This window comes from Micromonospora thermarum (assembly GCF_012034245.1).
GTDB lineage: Bacteria > Actinomycetota > Actinomycetes > Mycobacteriales > Micromonosporaceae > Micromonospora > Micromonospora thermarum.
The window spans coordinates 74,007-89,365 of record NZ_JAATEO010000012.1 but is presented as its reverse complement, the minus strand read 5'-3'; the positions used below and the strand labels follow the sequence as shown (position 1 = coordinate 89,365).

The following is a 15,359-nucleotide window of genomic DNA, read 5'->3' as shown; positions in this document are numbered from 1 at the left end:
CCGGGAGAGTCATAGACGTGCTCGCCGTACTCTCCCCCGGCCAGGGTTCGCAGAAACCCGGCTTCCTGACCCCCTGGCTCGACCTGCCCGGCACCGAGGCGCGGCTGCGCTGGTGGTCCGCGCTCGCCGGGGTCGACCTGGTCCACCTCGGCACGGCCGCCGACGCCGACGAGATCAAGGACACCGCCCGCACCCAGCCGCTGCTGGTGGCGGCGGCGCTGCTCGCCGCCGAGCACCTGCCGATGTACGACGTCGCCCTCACCGCCGGCCACAGCGTCGGCGAGCTGGGCGCGGCGGCGCTCGCCGGGGTGCTCCCGCCGGAGGCCGCGATCACCCTGGCCGGCGTCCGGGGCCGCGAGATGGCCGCCGCCTGCGCCCTGGAGCCGACCGGGATGGCCGCCGTGCTGGGCGGCGACCCGGACGAGGTGCTCGCCGTCATCGAGAAGCACGGGCTGCACCCGGCCAACCGCAACGGCGCGGGGCAGGTCGTCGCCGCCGGCGCGCTGGACGGGCTGGACCGGCTCGCCGCCGAGCCGCCGGCCCGCACCCGCATCATCCGGCTCCAGGTGGCCGGCGCCTTCCACACGCCGTACATGGCCCCGGCGGAGGCGGCGCTGGCGGCGGTGGCGGCCGGGATCACGCCGACCGACCCGGCCCGCATCCTGCTGTCGAACCTGGACGGCTCGGCCGTGAACCACGGGCGGGAGATGGTGCAGCGGCTGGTCCGCCAGGTCACCGCCCCGGTCCGCTGGGACCTCTGCATGCGGACGCTGGCCGACCTCGGTGTCACCGGCGTGATCGAGCTGCCGCCGGCCGGTACCCTCGCCGGTCTGGTCAAGCGGGAGCTGAAGGGCGCCGCCGCCCCGGAGGTCGTCACCCTGAACACCCCGGACGACCTGCCCGCCGCGCGGGACCTGATCGCCCGGCACAGCGGGCTCGGCGGCCACGAGCCGGTGATCCAGTTCCGGGTCGTGGTCTCCCCCGCGGCCGGCACGTTCAGCCCGGCGGAGGACCTGGCCGAGGGCGCCGACCTGCGCAGCGGGCAGGTCATCGGCCACATCGCCACCCGCCAGGGCGCGGTCGAGGTGACCGCGCACGACAACGGCCTCCTCACCGAGTGGCTGGCCCACCACGACGACCCGGTCGCGCCGGGGCAGCCGCTCGCGCGCATCGGCGGCCACGCATGAGCCCGACGACTCCGCGCACGGCGCGGCCACGCAGGGAAGGACAGCTTCGATGACGGGCAGCCGGATCGTCGCGCTCGGCCACTACCAGCCGTCGCGGGTGGTGACCAACGACGAGATCGCGCAACTGGTGGAGACCAGCGACGAGTGGATCCGCGACCGGGTGGGCATCGTCACCCGGCGGATCGCCGACGGTGAGACGGTGGCCGACATGGCCGCCGCCGCGGCGGGCAAGGCGCTGGCCAGCTCCGGCCTGACCGCCGCCGACATCGACCTCGTCGTGGTGGCCACCTGCACCTCGGTCGACCGCAGCCCGAACGTCGCCTGCCGGGTCGCCGCCAAGCTCGGCATCACCGCGCCGGGCGCGTACGACATCAACACCGCCTGCTCGGGCTTCGCGTACGCCCTGGGCACCGTCGACCACGCCATCCGGGCCGGCGCCTCGCGCAACGCGATCGTCATCGGCGCGGAGAAGCTCTCCGACTTCACCGACTGGACGGACCGCTCGACCTGCATCATCTTCGGTGACGGTGCCGGTGCCGCGGTGGTCACCGCCACCGGTGCGGACGAGCCGGCCGGTGTCGGCCCGGTGGTCTGGGGCTCGGTGCCGGAGCGGGGCGACGCCGTCCGGATCGAGGGCTGGCGCCCGTACATCCAGCAGGAGGGGCAGGCGGTCTTCCGCTGGGCCACCACCGCGCTGGCGCCGCTGGCGCTCCAGGCCTGCGAGCGTGCCGGGGTCGACCCGTCGGAGCTGGCCGCGTTCGTGCCGCACCAGGCCAACGCCCGGATCATCGACGGCATCGCCAAGCGCCTCGGCATCCCCGACGCCATCATCGCCAAGGACATCGTCGAGTCGGGCAACACCTCGGCGGCGAGCGTCCCGCTGGCCCTGTCGAAGCTGGTCGAGCGGCGGGAGGTGCCCTCGGGCGCCCCGGTGCTGCTGTTCGGCTTCGGCGGCGGCCTGACCTACGCCGGTCAGGTCGTCCGCTGTCCCTGAAGACCCGGCGCGGTCCCGCCGCGCCGCCTTCGCCACCCGGCGAAGCACAACCCCCGATGAGAGGAACCAACCGCAATGACCCGTGACGAGATCACCGCCGGCCTCGCCGAGATCCTCGAAGAGGTTGCCGGGGTGAACCCGGACGACGTGGCCGAGGGGAAGTCCTTCACCGACGACCTGGACGTCGACTCGCTGTCGATGGTGGAGGTCGTGGTGGCCGCCGAGGAGAAGTTCGGCGTCAAGATCCCGGACAACGAGGTGCAGAACCTGAAGACCGTCGGGGACGCCGTCAGCTACATCGAGGCGCAGTCCTGACCATGGCACACACCGACGTCGTCGTCACCGGGCTCGGCGCGACCACCCCGCTGGGCGGGGACGTCGCGTCGACCTGGGACGCCATGCTCAGCGGCCGCTCCGGGGTGAGTGCGCTCACCCAGGAGTGGGCCGAGCAGCTGCCGGTCCGGATCGCCGCCCAGCTCGCGGTCGATCCGACCGGCCTGCTGGACCGGGTGAAGCTGCGCCGGCTGGACCGTTCCGAGGCGATCGCGATCATCGCCGCGCAGCAGGCCTGGGCGGACGCCGGCCTGGCCGACTCCGGGCTCGACCCGGACCGGCTCGGCGTGAGCGTCGGCTCGGGCATCGGCGGCGCGCTGACCCTGCTCTCCCAGGACGACATCCTCGAGGCGTCCGGCCCGCGGCGGGTCTCCCCGCACACCATCCCGATGCTGATGCCGAACGGCCCGGCCGCGTGGGTCGGCCTGGAGCTGGGCGCCCGCGCCGGCGTGCACTCCGTGGCCAGCGCCTGCGCCACCGGCGCGGAGGCGATCGCCCTCGGCATGGACATGATCCGCGCCGGACGCGCCGACGTGGTGGTGGCCGGCGGCACCGAGGCGGTCATCCACTCGCTGCCGATCGCCGGGTTCTCCTCGATGCGGGCGATGTCGACCCGCAACGACGAGCCGGAGCGGGCCTCCCGCCCGTGGGACAAGGGCCGCGACGGCTTCGTGCTGGGCGAGGGCGCCGGCGTCCTCGTGCTGGAGCGCGCCGACCACGCCACCGCCCGGGGCGCCCGGGTGTACGCGCGGCTCGCCGGTGCCGGCATCACCTCCGACGGCTACGACATCGTCCAGCCGCACCCCGAGGGGGCCGGCGCGATCCGGGCCATCGCGAAGGCGATCGCCGACGCGGACGTCGCCAAGCGCGACATCGTGCACGTCAACGCCCACGCCACGTCGACCCCGGTCGGCGACCTGGCCGAGATCAAGGCACTGCACCAGGCGCTGGGTGACCACCCGGTGCTGACCGCGACGAAGTCGATGTCCGGGCACCTGCTCGGCGCGGCCGGCGCGCTGGAGTCGATCGCCACGATCCTGGCGATCCGCGACGGCGTCGTGCCGCCGACGATCAACCTGGACGACCCGGACGACGGTCTCGACCTGGACGTGGCGGCCAACAAGGCGCGCCACATGGAGATCCCCGCCGCACTGAACAACTCGTTCGGCTTCGGCGGGCACAACGTGGCTCTCGTCTTCACGCGGGCCTGAGACCACAGCCTTGGAGGCTCAAGTGACCACCACCGTTGTCGGCTCGGAGACGTCCACCGTGGACTACCGCGATCCGGAGCTGCGGCTCCGGGCCCTCTTCGACGCGGGCACGCTGCGCCTGCTGGCGCCCCGGGACACCTCCGGGGTGCTCTGGGCGCGGGGCGAGATCGACGGCACGCCGGCCATCGCGTACGCGACGGACGCCACGAAGATGGGCGGCGCGATGGGCACCGACGGGTGCCGGCACATCGTCGACGCGATCGACACCGCCGTCCGGGAGCGGGTGCCCGTGCTCGGGCTCTGGCACTCCGGCGGCGCCCGGCTGGCCGAGGGCGTGGTCGCGCTCGACGCGGTCGGCCAGGTCTTCGCGGCGATGGTCCGGGCCTCCGGCCGGGTGCCGCAGATCTCCGTGGTGCTCGGTCCCGCCGCCGGTGGTGCGGCGTACGGGCCGGCACTGACCGACATCGTGGTGATGAGCGGTGCCGGGCGGATCTTCGTCACCGGCCCGGAGGTGGTCCGCAGCGTCACCGGCGAGCAGGTCGACATGGAGCGCCTCGGCGGCCCCGAGCCGCACGGCCGGCGCTCCGGCGTCGTGCACGTGACGTGCAAGGACGACGAGGAGGCGATGGCCGAGTCGCGCAGGCTCGCCGCGCTGCTGGGCCACCAGGGCCGGCTCTCGCCGGACGACGTGCCCGCGTCGGGCGAGGACGGCCACGACCTGGCCGCGAAGATGCCGACCGAGGCCAACCGGGCGTACGACGTCAAGCCGGTCGTGAAGGCGCTGCTCGACGCCCCGGGCGTGGAACTGCACGCCAAGTGGGCGCCGAACATCGTCACCACGCTCGGCCGGTTCGCCGGCCGGACGGTCGGCGTGATCGCCAACAACCCGCTGCGCCTGGGCGGCTGCCTCGACGCGTCCAGCGCCGAGAAGGCGGCCCGGTTCGTGCGGATGTGCGACTCGCTCGGCGTGCCGCTGATCGTGCTGGTCGACGTGCCCGGCTACCTGCCCGGCCTGGGCCAGGAGTGGGACGGCGTGGTGCGGCGTGGCGCGAAGCTGCTGCACGCCTTCGCCGAGGCCGTGGTGCCGCGGGTGACGCTGGTGACCCGCAAGGCGTACGGCGGCGCGTACATCGCGATGAACTCCCGCTCCCTGGGCGCGACCGCGGTCTTCGCCTGGCCGAACGCGGAGGTCGCGGTGATGGGCGCCAGCGCCGCGGTGAACATCCTGCACCGCAAGAAGCTGGCCGCCGCCCCCGTCGAGGAGCGCGAGACGCTGCGCGCCCAGCTGATCGAGGAGCAGATCCGTGTCGCCGGCGGCGTGAACCGGGCGCTGGAGATCGGCGTGGTCGACGACGTCATCAAGCCGGCGGAGACCCGGCGCCGGATCGCCGAGGCGCTCGCCGCCGCCCCGGCCGCCCGCGGCGCCCACGGCAACATCCCGCTGTAGCGAAAGTGCGGGAAGGGCCCCCTCTCATCGAGGGGGCCCTTCCCGTTTCTTGACGGCGGCTTCCGGGGTCGGTTAGCGGTACCGGCTGAAGATCGACAACGGGGAGTAACACCGTGGCACGCCGTACCCGCGCCGCCCTCCTGGCCGCGCTCACCGTCGTTCTGCTCGCCGGCTGCGGCGACGACGACGCTCCGGTCGGGACGACCGGCGAGCCGTGGTACGACGAGGTGGCGGCAGAGGAGGCAGGTGGCGCGATCGGCGGGGCCGACAGCCCGTGCCCACTGCCCGTCTCGTTCCCGGTCCCGGAACAGTGGAAGGCCGAGGCCGTCGAGATCCCCACGGGTGAGCTGGCCGAGGTGGCCGAGGCGCTGATCAAGCGCGGTGGTGCCACCATGCGGTGCGAGCTGGACGGCGCCCGGCGTAACGCCGGCTTCCTGCGAGTGTGGACGACGGACCAGCCGGCGGTAGCGCCCCGGGCCGCGTTGGAGGCGTTCGTCGCCGCCGACACGAAGCACACGGTCGCCGAGTCGCGGTACCGCGACGTCAAGGCCGGCGGCTTCGCCGCGACCGAGGCCACCTGGCTAGCCACCTCGGAGCTGATCCAGCAGGAGAGCCGGCACTGGGCGCTGGCCGTCCAGGCGAACGGTCAGACCGTGGTCTTCACGGTGAACGCGGGTTTCAAAGAACCAGCCGATGTGCTGCCGGCGTACCGGCTGGCCACACAGGGGCTCGCCGCCACGCGTTGACGCCCGGAGCGCCGGTCAGCCGGCGCAGGTGGTGGCGGGCAGGCCGGGCACCGGCACCGGGGAGCGGCCGGTGGGCGCGGCCTTGCCGGCCAGCACCCGGGCGAGGGCGGTCATCGACGGCCGGCTCGACGAGTACGTCGCCAGCAACGTCGGTGAGGCGGCCTTCGCCAGGACGTACGGGGTGTCCATGGCGACCGTCACCGCGGCGTCGGCACGCAGGTCGTCGGTGCCGTCGCCGTACCCGACGAGGTGGACGACGGTGCCACCCTTCGGGACCACGCGCACCCCGGCCGACGTCAGCGCCTCGGTCAACGCGGCCCGCGTGTGTCCCCGGCCGTCGGACGACGTCACCGTCACCGGCCCGCGCACCGGCGCGCCGCACGGCCCCCGCAGCACGGTCACCGCGGCGGCGGCCAGCTTCCCGGCCGCGTCGCGATGCGCCGGCGTGGCGAGCGTGGACAGGTCGGGGGTGGCCCGCCCGGCCAGGGTGAACTTCATGGTCAGCACCCGGGTCACCGCCTCCACCAGCCGGGCGCGGGGCAGCGAGCCGTCCCGCAGGGCGGCGAGCAGCCCGTCGTACGCCTTCCCGACGTGCGGCGGCATGAGGATGAGGTCGTTGCCGGCGGTCAGGGCACGCACCGCGGCCTCCCCCGGCGACCAGCGCTTCGCCGGCGCCATGTTCATGCCGTCGGTGATCACCACGCCCTTGAAGCCGAGCTGCTCGCGGAGCACGCCGGTGAGGAGCTTGTGCGAGAAGGTCGCCGGGGTGCCCGGGTCGACGGCCCGCACGTCCAGGTGACCGGACATCACCGCCAGGGCGCCCGCGTCGACGCCGGCCCGGAACGGCACCCACGCGCCGGCCTCCAGCGTCGTCCGCGGCTGATCGAGCACCGGCAGGTCGGTGTGGGAGTCGGTGGCGCTGTGGCCGTGGCCCGGGAAGTGCTTGAGGGTGGCCGCGACCCCCGCGGCCTGGAGGCCCCGGACGGCGCCGCCGACCTGTGCCCCCGCCGCCTTCGGGTCCGCCCCGTACGAGCGGGAGCCGATGACCGTGCTGCGCGTGGCGAGCACGTCGGCGACCGGGGCGAAGTCGACGTTGACGCCCATCGCCGCGAGTTCGGTGCCGGCGGCCCGCCAGGCGGCCTCGGTCAGCTCCGGCTTCCCGGCCGCGCCGGCGGCGAGCGCGCTGGGCAGCAGCGTCACGCCGTCGGTGATCCGGGTGACCACCCCGTGCTCCTGGTCCGTGCCGATGAGGAACGGCGCCGCTCCGGCCGGCAGGTCCGCCGCGGCCTCGCGCAGCCCGCTGGTCAGCGCGCGGACCTGCTTCGGGTTGTCGACGTTGGTGGTCTCCTGGTTGCCCTTGGTGGGGTCATCGGCGCTGAAGCCGACCAGGATCAGCCCGCCGAGGCGGTACTTCTCGATCATCTGGGCGGGGGTGTCGACGCCGGCGAGGGACCGGTTGCCGGCGGCCGACCCGGGCGAGACCTGGGTCGCCGCGTCGCCGTAGGCGTACGGCATGAGCACCTGGCCGACGAGGTCCTCGTCGGCCAGGCGGCCGACGAGGGCGGCGGCGCGGGCGGCCGGATCACCGGCGGGGACCGGCACCGGCGTCGTGGGCGCCGCCGGGGGAAGGCTCGCCGCCGGTGTCGGGGACGCGGCCGGCCGTGTGTCGGCGCAGCCGGAGACGAGCAGTGCGGTCAGTACGGCGAGCGCGACGCCGCCGCGCTGCGGGGTTGTCGACACGCGAGCCATCCCACTAGTTCGACGCTAATCGGGGCAACCCGACCCTACGTGCGCCGACCGGACGCCGCCCCTCGCGCGGCGGCCGTCCGCCGGGCCCGCGCGGGGATCAGCCCACGCGAGTGAGCAGGGTCACCGGCGCGCCGTCACCGGCGTAGCGGTACGGCTCGAGCTCGGCGTCCCAGGCGGTGCCCAGCGCCTTGTCGAGGGCGTGCGCCAGGGCCTCCGGTGCCCGGGCGCCCGCCATGATGCTGCGGAGCCGGTCCTCGCCGAGTTGGATGTCGCCGGCCGCACCGACGGTGGCCCGGAACAGGCCCCGGCCCGGTACGTACATGAAGCGCTCCCCGTCGGCGCCGGGACTCGGCTCCTCGGTGACCTCGAAACGGATCATGGGCCACTGCCGGAGGGCAGCAGCCAGCTCGGCGCCCGTCCCCGGACGACCGGTCCACCCGCACTCCGCCCGGCGGGCGCCGGGATCGACGGGCTGAGCCGTCCACTCCAGGTTGACCGGCGCGACGAGGACGCGCGCGATCGCCCACTCGACGTGCGAGCACACGGCGAGCGGGGTCGAGTGGACGTATACGACGCCACGCGTTGGCACGGTGACCTCCCGGAGAGCGAGGTGCGTCTTCCCCTACGACCTCGGCCAGCCGGGTGGCTTCTGGAACACATGATGACTGGTGTGACGGATGGTGCGCCAGAGAAACGGAAAATTCGCCGGCGTTTCGCCGGTGGAATAGCCGGTCGGGTGACCGTGGTTGACCTCCACGACGCGGTGAGCAGCCAGGCATCGTGGTCGTGTACAGTTCCATCGGCGGCCTGTGCCGCGAACGTCTTCCGCGGGTCCACCCACCGGGTGAAATCCGCACACTAGCCCCCGGACGTCTACCCGCGTCCTCCCGTACGTCTGCAAGGAGTACCTCCGTGGCGAGCAACACCTCTAAGACCGCGCGCGCGTCAGTCCGGGCCGGCCAGGCTGGCCAGGGTGGCGCCCTCAGCGTGCTGGGCGAGTTCAAGTACGTGATCCCGCTGAACGGCGGCAAGCACGCCTACGTGCGGAACCTGACCAACGGCAAGACCGCGCACCTGCGCACCGACTCCGAGGCCTTCATCGAGGAGATCCGGGTGCTGGCCGCCGCCGGTCACGCCGCCAAGATCCGCGCCGAGCTGGCCAACCTGAACGCCGCCCACCCGGGTGACGGCTGGGACGCCACCGAGAAGCGCCTCGTCGAGGCCGGCGTCTTCGAGGGCTGAGCGCCCCTCCACGCACGATCGGAACCGCCCGTCGGGACTCGTCCCGGCGGGCGGTTCCGCGTCTGCGCCGTCGACCGGGGCCGCTTCACTCGCCGGGGCCTTCCCTACTCCGTCAGGAGGGTGACCTCGCCGGTCGCGAGGTCGTACAGGGCGCCGACCACGGCCACGTGTCCGGCGGCGACCGGCGCGGCGAGCAGGTCGTCGGCGCGCAGCGCGGTCACCGTCCGCCGCACGTGCCGCCGGGTCGCGAGCGGGCCGACCCGCGGGTCGGCCAGGCCGACCTCGGTGACCGCGGGCGCGATCTGGTCGACCAGGTGCGCGAGCGAGCCACCGGGCCGCTCACCGGCACGCAGCGCGTCCACCGCGGCGGCGACCGCACCGCACCGCTCGTGGCCGAGCACCATGACCAGCGGTACGCCGAGCTGCCCGACCACGAACTCGATCGAGCCGAGCACCGCCCGGTCCAGCACGTGCCCGCCGGTCCGGATCACGCAGATCGAGCCGAAGGTCTGGTCGAAGATCGCCTCCAGCGGCACCCGCGAGTCGATGCAGCCGAGCACGACGGCGTACGGCTGCTGGTCACCGGAGGCGGCCGCGGCCGCGGCGGTGACGTCGTGGCCGTGGATCGGCTGACCGCTCACGAACCGCCGGTTGCCGGCGAGCAGCTCGGCCAGCGCGGCGCGTGGCGTACCCCCGGCGGGCCGGCCCGGGTCGTCGTCCGGCGCTGGTGCCATGTCCGCCAGCCTGACGGGTACGCGTGGGCCCGCGGGCCGCGTTCCGAATCTTCTCACCGGCGCGGTTGGCGTGGTGTCATGACGGGTAGCCGGTGTTACCACCGGGTATCCCCGGTGTGACGGATTGGTGCGGCCCGGGGAGGTGGCGATGCCGGAGGTACGGGAGGTACGGCTGCCCGACGACGTCCGCCTGCACGTGGAGATCGACGGTCCGGCCGACGCCGAGGTGACGGCGGTGCTGCTGCACGGCTGGACGCTGGACGGGCGCGCCTGGCACCGGCAACTCGCCGACCTGCGGGAACGCTTCGCCGGTGCGGTGCGCGTGGTGACCTACGACGCCCGGGGGCACGGCCGGTCCAGCTGCATGCCGCTGCCGACCGCCACCCTGGCCCAGCTCGGCGACGACCTCGCCGTGGTGCTCGACGCGGTGGTCCCGGCCGGGCGGGTCGTGCTGGCCGGTCACTCGATGGGCGGTATGTCGATCATGGAGTACGCGCACCGCCACCCCGGACATTTCGCCGCCCGCGTCGCCGGGCTGCTCTTCGTCTCCACCACCGCCGAGGGGCACACGCACACCGTCTACGGCCTCTCGCCCCGCATCGCCCGGCTGATCCGGCTCGCCGAGACCACCGGGGCCGGCGTCCTGGCCCGGTGCGGGTCCTGGCGACCGCCCCGGGCGCTGCTGCGCGCGCTGCGGCCGAGCATCCGCTGGATGCTCTTCGGTGACCACTGCGACCCGACCGACATCCGTCTGGTCACCTCCGCGGTGGCCCGCGCGTCGCTGCGCTCGATCGGCGGCTTCCGGGCCTCGATCGGGGCGCAGCACCGGCTGGAGACCCTGGCCGAGCTGGCCCACCTGCCGGCCGCCGCGCTGGTCGGGGACCGGGACCGGCTGACCCCGCCGCCGTGCGCCGAGTCGATCGCGGCCGCGCTGCCGGAGACCGAGCTGACCGTCTGCCCGGGCGCGGGGCACATGCTGATGATGGAGCGCCCCGACGAGGTGAACGCCGCCCTGGCCGGGGTGCTGCGCCGGGTGCTCGAGCGCCCCGCCGCCGCCGACGCCGGACCGCCGGCGGTGGCCGCGTAGCGCGTCCGCGCACCTCCGGCGCCGCCGGTGGCGCCGGGGCCGTACCCTCGTGCGGTTGGCCGGCGTACCGCCGCGCGTACCGCGCCGCCCTCGCCGCCGACGTCAGGAGGAGCGAGCGTTGACCGACCAGACCGCGCTGGAGCACGAGATCGCCGTCGAGCAGCGGCACCTCGACCGGGTGTACGCGCGCCTGGCCGAACTGCGCCGGTCGGCGGTCCGCGCGGAGAAGGAGGGCTACCGGCTGGCCCGGGTCGGGAACTTCGGCGCCCTGGTGGAGCGGGACGCGATGGTGTTCCACGCGGCGCAGCGCCGGCACCTGTTCGACGCCGAGCACGAGGGGCTGGTCTTCGGCCGGCTCGACCTGCACGACCGACAGGTGCTGCACGTCGGCCGGCTCGGCATCCGCGACGAGAACGCCGCCACCCTGGTGGTGGACTGGCGCGCCCCGGCCGCCGCGGCCTTCTACCGGGCCACCCCGGCGCAGCCGCTCGGCGTCGTCCGGCGCCGCATGATCCAGTCGAGCGGCGAACGGGTCACCCGCATCGAGGACGACCTGCTCGACCCGGCCGCCGCGCCGCCGGACATGACGGTGGTGGGCGACGGCGCCCTGCTGGCCACGCTGTCGAAGGCGACCGGGCGCGGCATGCGGGACATCGTCGCCACCATCCAGCGGGAGCAGGACGAGGCGATCCGCTCCCCCGGTTCGGGCGTCACGATCGTCTCCGGCGGTCCCGGGACCGGCAAGACGGCGGTCGCCCTGCACCGCGCCGCGTACCTGCTCTACGCCGACCGCAGCCGGTACGCCGGCGGCGGCATCCTGGTGGTCGGGCCGTCCGCGGTCTTCGTCGAGTACATCGCCTCGGTGCTGCCCTCGCTGGGTGAGGACACCGCCACGCTGGCCTCGCTCGGCAGCCTCTTCCCGGGGACGCGCGCGACCCGCACCGACCCGCCGGAGGTGGCGGCCGTGAAGGGCTCCCTGCGGATGCGGCGGGTGCTGGAGCGGGCCGCCCGCGACGCGGTGCCGGGCGGCCCCGGCGAGCTGCGGCTGCTCTACCGGGGTGCGCTGCTGCGGATCGACCGCCGCGAGCTGGACGCGATCCGGGACCGGGCGCTGCCGCGCGGCGCGCGGCGCAACGAGGTCCGCCGGGCCGGCTTCGATGGTGTCTTCGCCGCGCTCTGGGCGCAGGCCCGGCGGCTGGGCGTCCCGCGCCTGCCGGAGCAGCGCGCGTTCGAGGACGAGATCGCCGAGCGGCCGGAGTTCCGCGAGTTCCTCAAGGCGTGGTGGCCCCGGCTGCACCCGCGCCACGTGCTCGGCTGGCTGGCCCGCCCCGACCGGTTGCGCCGGTACGCGGGCGGGGTGCTCTCCGGCCGGGAGATCCGGCTGCTCACCGACGCGTACCGCACCCTGGACCCCGAGGGGCTGACCATCGCCGACATCGCCCTGCTGGACGAGCTGGACGCCCTGCTCGGCAAGCCGATGAAGCCGGCGAAGCCGAAGCGGGACCCGTTCCAGGTGGCGGGCGGGGTGCGCGAGCTGAGCACGTTCGCCGACCGGCAGCGCGCCGCCCGGGAGGCGGCCCGCCAGCGCCCCGAGGACTACCGCGAGTACGCCCACGTCGTGGTCGACGAGTCGCAGGACGTCTCGCCGATGCAGTGGCGCATGATCGGCCGGCGCGGGCGGCTCGCGTCGTGGACGGTGGTCGGCGACCCGGCGCAGACGGCGTGGACGGGCGACCCGGAGGAACTGGTCCGGGCCCGCGACCAGGCCCTCGGCCGCCGCCGTCGGCACCACTTCACGCTCACCACCAACTACCGCAACTCGGCCGAGATCTTCGCCGTGGCGGCGGCGGAGATCCGGCGGCTCGACCCCGACCTGCCGCTGCCCACCGCCGTCCGGTCGACCGGCGTCGACCCGGTGGAGCTGGTCGTGCCGCCGGCCGAGCTGGAGACGTCGGTCGTGGAGGCGGCCAGCGCGCTGCTCGCCGAGGTCGCGGGGACGGTCGGTGTGATCACGCCGGTGCCGCGCCGTGACGAGGTCGCCGGGTGGCTGGGCGGGCTGGGCACGCCGCGCCTGCAGGTGGTGACCAGCCTGGAGGCGAAGGGCATGGAGTACGACGGGGTCGTGCTGGTCGCCCCGAGCGAGATCCGGGCCGACGTGGGGTCGGGTGTCCGGACCCTGTACGTGGCACTGTCCCGGGCCACGCAGCGGCTCACCACGGTCGACCCGACCGGCTGAGCGTCGGGCGCCCGACGCTCAGTTGCATACATAGCGATGTGAGCATAGATTGGACGCGGGTCCGGACGGGTGACGGAAGGTGTCCGCGTGGGCGCAGGTCATGACCACCACCACGGGTCGGTCGCGAACGCGGCGCAGCGGCACCGGGGACGCCTCTGGGCGGCCTTCGCCCTGCTCGCCACCCTGATGATGGTGGAGGCCGTGGCCGCGTTCCGCACCGGCTCGCTGGCCCTGCTCAGCGACGCCGGGCACATGTTCACCGACGTGCTCGGCATCGGCATGGCCCTCGCCGCGCTCACCGCGACCCGCCGGCACGACGGCGATCCGCAACGCACCTTCGGCCTCTACCGGCTGGAGGTGCTGGCCGCGCTCGCCAACGCCGTGCTGCTCTCCGGCGTCGCGATCTACGTGGTGGTGGAAGCCGTCCGACGCTTCGGGGACCCGCCGGAGGTGCAGACCGGCCCGATGCTCGCGGTGGCCGTCCTCGGCCTGCTCGCCAACCTGGCCGCCTTCGCACTGCTGCGGTCCGGCGCCCGGGAGAGCATCAACGTGCAGGGCGCCTATCTCGAGGTGTTGGGCGACCTGCTCGGCTCGCTCGGCGTGATCGGGGCCGCCCTGCTCATCGCCGCCACCGACTGGTGGTGGGCCGACCCGGCGGTCGCGGTCGCCATCGGCGCCTTCATCCTGCCGCGCACCTGGCGGCTCGGGCGGGCGGCGCTCCGCATCCTCGTCCAGGCCGCCCCGGAACACCTCCAGGTCACCGCCGTGCACGACCGGCTGGTCGCCGTCCCGGGCGTCGCCGAGGTGCACGACCTCCACGTCTGGACCCTCACCTCCGGGATGGAGGTGGCCTCCGCGCACCTCACCCTGGCGCCCGGCGCCGAGGTTGGCGCCGTCCTCGCCGCCGCGCGGGCCGCCCTGCGGGAGGAGTTCCGCATCGAGCACGCGACGTTGCAGACCGAGCCGGGTGCGGCGCCTGGGATCTGCGGGGCGGTTGAGTGGTAACGAACACATCCGCGATCTGAGCGACTATTGTCCGGTTATGTCAGATTAGACAGTGACCACAGGGACACCCTGAGTCACATCCGCTGCACCTGCCCCAGCCGCACCGGTAGGCTCTGTTCCGGCCTCCGCCAGGCGGCACGCACCGGTGCCGGCGGTGGCCGCCGCCTAATCGCCCGCAGGGCGAGCCGGGGAACCAGGTACCTGGGGTGCATCCGCGTCGAGCGGTAGGGATCTTCCGTCCCGAACCCGTCAGCTAACCCGGTCGGCGGCTGACGGAAGGACATGTGGATAGATGCCAGAAGTGGCACCCGTACGACGACGACGTGCCGCCCACGTGGCGGCCCTCCTCCTCGCGGCGCTCACCCTCGGTCTCGGCGCCGCGCCGGCCGCCCCCGCGGCGGCCGCTCCCCCGGCCCGCCAGGCCGCCGCACCCGGGGACCCGGAAGGCGGCACGCCCGCCCTGCGCGCCCAGCTCGAGGCGGCCAGCAAGGGCTTCCTGGACGCGAAGCGCGCCCTGGACACCTCGGTCAAGCGCCAGCAGCAGCTCGCCGAGCAGCTCAAGACCACCGAGTCCCAGCTCGCCGAGCGGACCTCACGGGTCGGCGAGATCGCCGGCCTCGCGTACCGCACCGGCCGGCTCGGCACCGCGTCGGCGCTGCTCAACAGCACCTCGCCGGAGGGCTTCATGGACCGGGCCGCCGCGCTGGACGCGGTGGCGGCCAACGAGGACCAGGCCCTGCGCGAGCTGCTGGCGACCCGCGACCAGGTCACCAAGGCCAAGCTCGCGGTGGAGGTGGAGATCACCGAACAGCGCAAGCAGCAGGCGGTGATGGCCAAGCGCAAGCAGCAGGCCGAGAAGGCGCTGACGGTCGCCAACTCGCGGGCCGACGCGCCCGCCAGCCGGAGCGCCTCCCGGACGGCCACGGCCGCCCCGCGCAACTCGGACGGCTCCTGGCCGGCGGAGTCGTGCAGCGTCAACGACCCGACGCCCGCGAACGGCTGCATCACCCCGCGCACACTGCACGCGCTCAACCAGGCCAAGGCGGCCGGGTTCACCCGGTACGTCTCCTGCTACCGCCCGGGCGGGTCGGGCGAGCACCCGAAGGGCCGGGCCTGCGACTTCGCCGCGCAGAAGGACGGCTTCGGCGGGGACGCCACCGGCGGCGACCGGACGTACGGCAACAACCTGTCGGCGTTCTTCGTCAAGAACGCCGACCGGCTCGCCGTGCTCTACGTGATCTGGTACCGGCAGATCTGGCTGCCCAGCAGCGGGTGGAAGTCGTACAGCGGGGCGGGCGGCGACCCGTCGAGCGACCACACCAACCACGTGCACCTGTCCGTGTACTGATGGCGTCCGGCCCGGGGCCCTCCCAGCCGGAGGGCCCCGT

General features: G+C 74.5%; 14 protein-coding genes and 1 riboswitch. Of the genes, 11 read left to right on the top strand and 3 right to left on the bottom strand.

The window, feature by feature from the left end; translation table 11 throughout:
• Nucleotides 1-17 precede the first annotated feature (17 nt).
• From HCJ94_RS13255 to HCJ94_RS13230, 6 genes are all read left to right on the top strand, one after another.
• A complete protein-coding gene (locus HCJ94_RS13255) occupies nucleotides 18-1,187 on the top strand; it encodes an acyltransferase domain-containing protein (RefSeq protein WP_168001306.1) in 1,170 nt (389 codons plus the stop codon).
• A 49-nt stretch (nucleotides 1,188-1,236) separates the two neighbouring features.
• The gene (locus HCJ94_RS13250; RefSeq protein ID WP_168001305.1) at nucleotides 1,237-2,181 is read left to right on the top strand and encodes a beta-ketoacyl-ACP synthase III; all 945 of its coding nucleotides are present in this window, start codon (nucleotides 1,237-1,239) and stop codon (nucleotides 2,179-2,181) included.
• A gap of 75 nt (nucleotides 2,182-2,256) precedes the next feature.
• Nucleotides 2,257-2,496 carry an acyl carrier protein gene (locus HCJ94_RS13245; protein ID WP_007072348.1) on the top strand — a complete coding sequence of 80 codons (240 nt, stop codon included), beginning with the start codon at nucleotides 2,257-2,259 and terminating at the stop codon, nucleotides 2,494-2,496.
• A 2-nt stretch (nucleotides 2,497-2,498) separates the two neighbouring features.
• A complete protein-coding gene (gene fabF, locus HCJ94_RS13240) occupies nucleotides 2,499-3,725 on the top strand; it encodes a beta-ketoacyl-ACP synthase II (protein ID WP_168001304.1) in 1,227 nt (408 codons plus the stop codon).
• Between the two features lie 22 nt (nucleotides 3,726-3,747).
• The gene (locus HCJ94_RS13235; RefSeq protein ID WP_168001303.1) at nucleotides 3,748-5,172 is read left to right on the top strand and encodes an acyl-CoA carboxylase subunit beta; all 1,425 of its coding nucleotides are present in this window, start codon (nucleotides 3,748-3,750) and stop codon (nucleotides 5,170-5,172) included.
• 113 nt (nucleotides 5,173-5,285) lie between these two features.
• Nucleotides 5,286-5,918 (top strand): lipoprotein, encoded by a 633-nt coding sequence (locus HCJ94_RS13230; RefSeq protein WP_168001302.1) that lies wholly within the window; start codon nucleotides 5,286-5,288, stop codon nucleotides 5,916-5,918.
• A gap of 15 nt (nucleotides 5,919-5,933) precedes the next feature.
• Here the strand turns inward: HCJ94_RS13230 and HCJ94_RS13225 are convergent, their stop codons facing one another.
• Both HCJ94_RS13225 and HCJ94_RS13220 read right to left on the bottom strand, forming a co-directional pair.
• On the bottom strand, nucleotides 5,934-7,667 hold the full coding sequence (locus HCJ94_RS13225) for a glycoside hydrolase family 3 protein (protein ID WP_168001301.1): 1,734 nt from the start codon (nucleotides 7,665-7,667) through the stop codon (nucleotides 5,934-5,936).
• Between the two features lie 97 nt (nucleotides 7,668-7,764).
• A complete protein-coding gene (locus HCJ94_RS13220) occupies nucleotides 7,765-8,256 on the bottom strand; it encodes a DUF3145 domain-containing protein (RefSeq protein WP_168001300.1) in 492 nt (163 codons plus the stop codon).
• Nucleotides 8,257-8,579: 323 nt separating this feature from the next.
• Between HCJ94_RS13220 and HCJ94_RS13215 the strand changes: the two genes are divergently transcribed.
• Nucleotides 8,580-8,909 (top strand): hypothetical protein, encoded by a 330-nt coding sequence (locus HCJ94_RS13215; RefSeq protein ID WP_168001299.1) that lies wholly within the window; start codon nucleotides 8,580-8,582, stop codon nucleotides 8,907-8,909.
• Nucleotides 8,910-9,013: 104 nt separating this feature from the next.
• Here the strand turns inward: HCJ94_RS13215 and HCJ94_RS13210 are convergent, their stop codons facing one another.
• Entirely contained in the window at nucleotides 9,014-9,643 is a 630-nt protein-coding gene (locus tag HCJ94_RS13210; RefSeq protein WP_168001298.1) for a carbonic anhydrase, read from the bottom strand.
• Between the two features lie 148 nt (nucleotides 9,644-9,791).
• Between HCJ94_RS13210 and HCJ94_RS13205 the strand changes: the two genes are divergently transcribed.
• The 4 genes from HCJ94_RS13205 to HCJ94_RS13190 all read left to right on the top strand — a co-directional run bounded on the left by HCJ94_RS13205 (nucleotide 9,792) and on the right by HCJ94_RS13190 (nucleotide 15,319).
• Nucleotides 9,792-10,730 (top strand): alpha/beta fold hydrolase, encoded by a 939-nt coding sequence (locus tag HCJ94_RS13205; RefSeq protein ID WP_168001297.1) that lies wholly within the window; start codon nucleotides 9,792-9,794, stop codon nucleotides 10,728-10,730.
• A gap of 118 nt (nucleotides 10,731-10,848) precedes the next feature.
• Entirely contained in the window at nucleotides 10,849-12,966 is a 2,118-nt protein-coding gene (locus HCJ94_RS13200) for a HelD family protein (RefSeq protein ID WP_168001296.1), read from the top strand.
• 87 nt (nucleotides 12,967-13,053) lie between these two features.
• Nucleotides 13,054-13,971, top strand: a complete 918-nt coding sequence (locus HCJ94_RS13195; protein ID WP_168001295.1) for a cation diffusion facilitator family transporter — start codon at nucleotides 13,054-13,056, stop codon at nucleotides 13,969-13,971.
• A 152-nt stretch (nucleotides 13,972-14,123) separates the two neighbouring features.
• A riboswitch (cyclic di-AMP (ydaO/yuaA leader) is annotated at nucleotides 14,124-14,255 on the top strand.
• A gap of 17 nt (nucleotides 14,256-14,272) precedes the next feature.
• The gene (locus HCJ94_RS13190; protein WP_309227264.1) at nucleotides 14,273-15,319 is read left to right on the top strand and encodes a coiled-coil domain-containing protein; all 1,047 of its coding nucleotides are present in this window, start codon (nucleotides 14,273-14,275) and stop codon (nucleotides 15,317-15,319) included.
• Nucleotides 15,320-15,359 lie beyond the last annotated feature (40 nt).

What these genes read in the sequence shown, in the direction of transcription:
- HCJ94_RS13205 (WP_168001297.1), top strand. Translation starts at nt 9,792, where the DNA reads ATGCCGGAGGTACGGGAGGTACGGCTGCCCGACGACGTCCGCCTGCAC.
- HCJ94_RS13225 (WP_168001301.1), bottom strand. Translation starts at nt 7,667, where the DNA reads ATGGCTCGCGTGTCGACAACCCCGCAGCGCGGCGGCGTCGCGCTCGCC.
- fabF (WP_168001304.1), top strand. Translation starts at nt 2,499, where the DNA reads ATGGCACACACCGACGTCGTCGTCACCGGGCTCGGCGCGACCACCCCG.
- HCJ94_RS13245 (WP_007072348.1), top strand. Translation starts at nt 2,257, where the DNA reads ATGACCCGTGACGAGATCACCGCCGGCCTCGCCGAGATCCTCGAAGAG.
- HCJ94_RS13250 (WP_168001305.1), top strand. Translation starts at nt 1,237, where the DNA reads ATGACGGGCAGCCGGATCGTCGCGCTCGGCCACTACCAGCCGTCGCGG.
- HCJ94_RS13210 (WP_168001298.1), bottom strand. Translation starts at nt 9,643, where the DNA reads ATGGCACCAGCGCCGGACGACGACCCGGGCCGGCCCGCCGGGGGTACG.